Origin of the sequence: Wolbachia endosymbiont of Mansonella ozzardi, from assembly GCF_020278625.1 — a bacterium.
Lineage (GTDB): Bacteria > Pseudomonadota > Alphaproteobacteria > Rickettsiales > Anaplasmataceae > Wolbachia.
In genome coordinates, this window is record NZ_JADAKK010000060.1 from 1 (window position 1) to 6,698 (window position 6,698).

General features: G+C 34.2%; 7 protein-coding genes and 1 pseudogene. 7 read left to right on the plus strand and 1 reads right to left on the minus strand.

The window, feature by feature from the left end:
* Positions 1-1,676: pseudogene (locus IHO40_RS05090) on the plus strand (hypothetical protein); the annotation flags it as partial.
* A 303-nt stretch (positions 1,677-1,979) separates the two neighbouring features.
* Positions 1,980-2,348, plus strand: coding sequence for a hypothetical protein (locus IHO40_RS05095; RefSeq protein WP_225537063.1), 369 nt, complete (start codon positions 1,980-1,982; stop codon positions 2,346-2,348).
* Positions 2,349-2,445: 97 nt separating this feature from the next.
* On the opposite strand, the gene IHO40_RS05100 is transcribed toward IHO40_RS05095, so the two are convergent.
* A complete protein-coding gene (locus tag IHO40_RS05100; protein ID WP_225537064.1) occupies positions 2,446-2,670 on the minus strand; it encodes an SH3 domain-containing protein in 225 nt (74 codons plus the stop codon).
* Positions 2,671-2,901: 231 nt separating this feature from the next.
* Between IHO40_RS05100 and IHO40_RS05105 the strand changes: the two genes are divergently transcribed.
* From IHO40_RS05105 to IHO40_RS05125, 5 genes are all read left to right on the plus strand, one after another.
* The gene (locus tag IHO40_RS05105) at positions 2,902-4,251 is read left to right on the plus strand and encodes a pyruvate dehydrogenase complex dihydrolipoamide acetyltransferase (protein WP_225537065.1); all 1,350 of its coding nucleotides are present in this window, start codon (positions 2,902-2,904) and stop codon (positions 4,249-4,251) included.
* A gap of 113 nt (positions 4,252-4,364) precedes the next feature.
* On the plus strand, positions 4,365-4,601 hold the full coding sequence (locus IHO40_RS05110; protein ID WP_225537066.1) for a hypothetical protein: 237 nt from the start codon (positions 4,365-4,367) through the stop codon (positions 4,599-4,601).
* 93 nt (positions 4,602-4,694) lie between these two features.
* The gene (locus IHO40_RS05115; protein ID WP_225537067.1) at positions 4,695-4,958 is read left to right on the plus strand and encodes a hypothetical protein; all 264 of its coding nucleotides are present in this window, start codon (positions 4,695-4,697) and stop codon (positions 4,956-4,958) included.
* 58 nt (positions 4,959-5,016) lie between these two features.
* Positions 5,017-5,232, plus strand: coding sequence for a hypothetical protein (locus IHO40_RS05120; RefSeq protein WP_225537068.1), 216 nt, complete (start codon positions 5,017-5,019; stop codon positions 5,230-5,232).
* Between the two features lie 427 nt (positions 5,233-5,659).
* A complete protein-coding gene (locus IHO40_RS05125; RefSeq protein WP_225537069.1) occupies positions 5,660-5,878 on the plus strand; it encodes a hypothetical protein in 219 nt (72 codons plus the stop codon).
* Positions 5,879-6,698: the final 820 nt, after the last annotated feature.

A 6,698-nucleotide genomic window follows, 5' to 3' on the forward strand; every position in this document is an offset into this window, starting at 1 on the left:
AGGGTATATTAAGAAAGAATTCTCAGCTTGCAATTTTGGAAGAATATGGGCTTACCCCTAATGTTGGGATCCAGTTTCCTAATGGTAAGGATTACAGTATAACAAATTCTACAGAAGGTAACGAAATCAAATCTACTAAGTTAGAATTAGATAATATGGGACTGCCAAAAATAAAAGTAAAGTACATGAGAGTAAAGAACCAAAAAAATTCTAAAAGAAAAATGCTATGTCTTTCTGGTTGGAAGCCAGAACCAGAAGAGTTTGTGCTTAAGAGGGAAAATGAGGTAGTATCATTAAAATCAATGGGGGCAAGGTACATTAAGTATAATACTGTTTATTCAAAGGAGTCGAATCAGCTTTATTATTTTCCTTGCAACGAAACAACTGATGTTTTGGCAAAGCCACAGAGCGAGCTAGATAAGATAATATTCAATAAGCGGAGATATATTTCCATTCCTGAGGAAAATACGAATAGAAACAATTGCATTGCGGAAAAGGATGACGAAATGGATACAAAACAGGATTGCAACAAATGTAAGATAGTATATAAATTAATAGATGGAGGGAGTAAGGAAAAGTGTGAACAAGGTCAAGATGGTTGCATCTGCTCAGGTGAAGCATGTAGCCGCTTAACACAATATTTGAATAAAGAAGATGGGCAATCATTTTACTTAAGATATGAGGAAGTGGATTGTAAAGATAAAGATGGTAAAACACTAAAAAACGAAAAAGGTGAAATACAAAAGTGTACACAATTGAAAGATCAACCGGTTAAAGCAAACAGAACAGAGGTTTTTTATGCTGATAAATTATGTAGGCTTGACTTGGCAGGTTTAAAAAATGGATTGCGTGAAATAATAGTAAAGCAATTGAAAGATAAGAAACAAAAACTTGAGGAAAGTAATCAAGGATCTTATGAACTTGGGAATAGTTATACAGGTGACTTATCGCCATATGATTATGTCGAAATAGAGGCGTGGGGAGGTGGTGAAGCTGGTCATATAGCTGATAAAGCTCAATCTACTGAAAGTAGACCAGGAATACCAGGAGATTATATTAAAGCTAAACTAAAAATTGATCCTAGTCATCCTGTAATTAAAGTTAAAGTTATGGAAGGGGGTGGCGGACTCACAAGCCATATATCCAATAAAGATGGTGGACCAACTTTTATAAAAATGTGCAAAAATTCTTCTGGAGCAGACTGTAAAGACTTAATCACTATTGCAGGTGGTGGTAAACATAGAACATATAATGGAAAGGAGTACAGGAAAACAAAGGTCCATATAGATGAATTAAAGCTAAGGGAACCAACAATAGTAACAGGTACATCATCTACACAAGGTAAACAAATAGCATATATAGAAAACGGTCAAATAAAATATAAAGATGTAAAAGAATGTAGGGTAGGCTATATTGATAGAGCATATGGTGCAGGCGGCTGCATCAACAGAAGTAGTGAAACCTATGGCAGAGGTTCTCCTGGTTATGTAAAAGTTAAACCTATGCTTGATGAATTTAACGAAAGTAAGATAAAAAAAATAGACAGTACTATTAAGGAAATAATACAAAATCCGAACAGTATCGAAAATATTGGTGATCCTTGGATAAGTAAACTTGATCCCGATATAATCAACACAATTAAAAAAGAAATTAGAAAAGAGTTGTTAGGGCTATAGCTAAAAGATTCTAAATCGTAGCTTAAAGTGCCTTAACACCATGAATTTTACCTCTTAATTTAATAATCAATTAAAGTAAATCATGTATTAATTTGTCATTCAGTTTAATTGCTACATTTTAACAAAAAGGTACAGCTAATGTAAGGGGGTGCTTTATATCTCTAAGGAATAAGACTTCTAGGCTAATAGAACAACAATTTAACATTAATAAAAACCATGAAACTGTTTGGCTTACGCTATATACAATTGGACTGCAAGTGAAATGTCCGATTCCATTGCTCTTTGTATAACTGGAAGTGGCGAATGCAAGATCAAGTACCAAGACATTGCAAATTCATTCAACATAACAAAAGAGGAAATTGCCAGGATAATATTGAAAATATAGAAGATAAAATAAGAAGTGAAGCTGAAAAGGAAGATAGCAAGTTTTCTGAGTCGATTTCTAGAATGGATCAATCGCTAAAAGAGCAGATTGAAAAGCTTATTATACAAATTTTAAATTCATCTGCTGAGAAAATGTTACGGAGCTTCTGTGGGCAATGCAACAGCTCCGCGGAGGAAAACAGTTCCCCTGAGGCTCAAGAAATCAATAATGCACCATTTGCTTTATCTGAAGAGCCTACCACAGAAGGTTTGGGAACTACTACCAATCAAGATCCTTTTTCAACCTAATCAACCTCATATATATGCTCTTTTTGTACCTACGCCTTATGCTTTGAGGAAGGGAGGAAGCACCATTTTTACTGCATTTTTCTATTTTCATTATAACTTATTCGTCTATTTTCATAGCAATCTTACTGTATATATTCTGTTTTTGATATCCATAAGTATCTTCCTTTATCATCGCGTAGCACCTGTTACTGAGCAGATTACTTTTTATCCACCCGCAATCTTTTTTTATATCACAGACCTTTTTCCAATTTTCAAACTCTTCTATCCCTTTTAGAGGCGGATTTTGCAAGTGTATATCCATATTGTAGGATAGTGAAACCATGGTACTGCTCTCATATTGACTTTATTTGATTTTTTTGAAACAAAGTTGCTGGCAAACAAGTTAGGACTGAATAACAAAAACAATAAGATATATAGTAGATCTACTTCTGAACCAAAATCCCAGTGTCACGCACTGGGATGACGTAAGCGGTTTATTCATCATAATTTACGATTAGATTGACATAAGATAAAGAGTAAATTAAAAGTTGAATAGATTTTTAATTTACAATAGATGTTAATAGAAATATTAATGCCTGCTCTTTCCCCAACAATGAGCAAAACTGGGGGGAAAATCGTAAAGTGGTGTAAAAAAGAGCAGGATAGAGTTGAAGTAGGTGATGTAATTGCTGAAATAGAGACTGATAAAGCCATAATGGAGTTCGAGTCTGTGGATGAAGGGGTCTTAGTAAAGATTCTAGTACCGGAGGGAGCAAGTGGTGTTCCTGTAAATCAACCAATAGCTCTAATGCTAGAAGAAGGAGAAGACAACAATGCACTTGACAGCTATGTTTCAGCTTCTACTACCAATATTGAAGAACACTTTTCAACGTCATCCAATTTTTCAGCGTCATCCAACCCTTCAACGTTACTCAGCTCTTTAATGCCATCTAACTCCTCAGTGTCACCTAACACTTCAATACCATCCAACTCTTCAGTGTCATCTAACCCTTCAGTGTCATCCCAGTGTCAAGCACTGGGGTCCAGAGAAGAGGATACCAAAACAACAGAAAGCAGAATAAAAATAAGCCCATTAGCAAAAAAAATAGCTCAAAATGAAAATGTGGATATAAAACGACTAAAAGGCACCGGTCCATATGGCCGTATCATTAAAGCTGACGTATTGGAGTTTTTAGACGGTGGTGTACAAATTGGAAGTCGTGAAAGATTGAGAGAAGACGTTATAGTTGAAACGAGTAACATGCGCCAGGTGGTAGCACAACGCCTGGTTGAAGCTAAACAGAATATACCACATTTTTATTTAACTGTAGACTGCCAGGTTGATAAGCTAATATTACTCAAAAATGAGATTAATTCAGCAGATGAAAACAATAAAGTAACAATTAATGATCTAATTATAAAAGCTGTAGCTTTCAGCATAAAGAAATTTCCTGATATAAATTCTTCCTGGATAGATGATAAGATACTAAGATATGCAAATGTAGATATTTCAATCGCCGTAGCACTTGAAGATGGACTAATCACTCCCATAGTAAAAAATGCTGATAAAAAAAGTATTTTATCTATATCAAAAGAAGTAAAGGATCTAGTAAGCAGAGCAAGATCTGGAAAATTAAGACCTGAGGAATTTCAAGGAGGAGGGTTTACTATCTCTAACTTAGGCATGTTTGGTATAAAAACTTTCAGCGCTATAATTAACCCGCCACAGTCTTGCATTATGGCTGTTGGTACATCCAAGAAACAGCTTATTGTTATCAATGAAAAAATAGAGGTAGCAGAAATAATGATGGTAACACTTTCTGTTGATCATAGAACAGTTGATGGAGCACTTGGGGCAAGATTTTTAAACGCCTTTAAGCATTATATAGAGAATCCCTTAGCGATGCTTCTTGAGTCTGAGTAGACATTGGACTTTTTGCAAAATCATATCAGGTTATCCAAAAAGTCTGATGCAAAAGAAAAGCCAAGGTTAGTTTATAGAGGAATTTACTAATTAAACTAAAATTTAACATTCGAGTGTTACTATATTTAATTGAAATTGAGGTAAACGTTATGGAACTGAAGAAATCTAACAACATTTTTAATATAAAGAAAACAGATGAAGACTTTTTAGAACAAATTAACGAGTATAGGAAGCAAGCTATTAACATTCAAGAGCGCAATGACACAATCGTAGAGACCATTAATGGTCAACAACGTACCTTAGGTAATGTACTGAGGAGACGCCCAACAGCAATTGAAACTTCCATTTGAAAAGCACATTGCTGATATTAAAAAATGTGATGATGAGATTGCAAATGTTCTTGCTAGTCAACGATTACCAGGTTATGTAGTATAAGACAGTCAATGCTAATCAAAAAGTTTAAAAATCTTAGCAATGTTGTAGAAATAATGAAAACAGAGCATGCTAAAGGTAAATATGACAGTGCAAATGTGAGCTCAATAAAAAAGCAAGTGGATATTGTTAAGAATGCTCGCAAAGAATTAAGTGATAATTTGAAAAAGCTGTCTGATTCGGCTTCAAATATTATTAAACTTATACAAGAGCAAAAAGGGCTTAAGGAAGAAATACATGAGTTAAAAAAAGAAGGGCTGAGGATTACATTATAGAAGAGAAAAAGCTAGTAATAAAAGCACTGTAGAAGCAGACAATAACAAAAAAATTGCAATGATGAAGGCAAAAGTTAATGAGAATGACATTAACATTAAAAACTTCCGTAGTGGAGAAAAAGTCAAGGAATTAGACAAAGATGTAGAAAGTAACTTGAACAAATTCGAAAGAGAGATTGACAAGTTAGAAACAAAGGTCAAAAGTGATGGGATAAAGCACCAGATAAAAGTTCTAAGGCTGGTAAGCTCATACTTACGGTTACAAAAAGAGTAAAAGGATTAGTAAAAAGTTAAAAAAATAATCTTGTCGAGTTAAGAAATAAAATGGCTGAATTAGGAGGAACTAAATAAATTAAAGCGAGAAAATCGAGACTTAGATAAATTAGAAAAGAGAGAAAAAGTAACAAGAGCATTATAGATAAGAGGAGAGAAGCTAACAGTAAAAAGATCGCTACCATAGAAGCAAAAGTTAGCGAAAATGAAACCAGAATGAAAAGTTCCAGCACTGGGAAAAAAATTGGAGAGCTAAGTGAAAACATAAAAGCAATTTAATTGACTTTAAAAGAGAGGTTGCTAAGCTAGAGACAAAGGTTAAGAGCTTTGAGAAAGGCCAGACACAAAAGCCCCCACCACAACGGATAGTAAACCGTACTTTGAACCATCAACAGAAAGTAGCAAATTACCTAAATGATTCTTGTATCATGGGGAGAGACAAATTACAAAATCTAGAAACAAATCTCAACAAACCAGGTTTAACAAAAGAGCAGTTTACTCAAATAACTACAGCCTTAGTAAGTACAATAGATAGCTCAAAAATTGATAAATTTGACAGAAGAGAACAAAGAATTGTAGGCGATCACACTCATAGGCTTGTAGAAGAGAGGGAAAACAATGAAGGAAAGAGACAAATTGATCTATAAAACCAACAATCAATCCAAAAGAAATTCTTCTCACGCTAACTGGTTTTGGTTGCTGGAAACGGTTATATCGTCTAGTTTTTTGGCAAAACTGAACTAATATAATTCTGCTTGGGGATAACAAGAAAATTTATGATAGTTTTATACTTCAAATGGAATAGAAATCCTTTTTATTAGTGTCGTTTTTTTTGTAAAAAGCATTTCCAACTACTCTCTCTGTTTTTTCTTGGTAAGGTTCATAACTGCATGAAAATCGTGATTTGAGCTTACCAGAAGCCCCAACTATGGATTGGATTTTGATAAATTATTAAAAATCTTGACTTTTTGAATCATGCTTAATCAAACTTAAAAATGGCAGTTCATTGCATACTTATACGGCTAAACTATTGAAATTCTTGAGTCTTACTAAATTGATGGAGCATTTTAGATGCCTACTGCTTAAATTTAGGTGCCCATTAGCTTTTTTATTGCAGATGTTTTAATTTACAAACCATTAATATTCTTCCTCTTTTTTATCTCTAATCCATAGTTGGGGTTAGAAGGGTGTTATACAAAGTATCCATTAGTTGTCATACAAGAGCCCTCTCTCCTGCTACTCCAACTCCTCCTTCTCCTGTCATTCCAGTGCCCCCTTTTCTTGTCATCCAAGTAGCTGACACTGAGATCCAGGATACTGCTTTAGTAATAAATATTTAAGAAACTTACCAAGTAAAAAAAGGCAAAAGAAACCCTGGTCAGTATTTATTTTTAGTGTTGGCATTTTTAGGCCTTAAACGCTGCAATTTAGCTGCTTTTAAACGCAACTAGTCTAAGCTATAATATT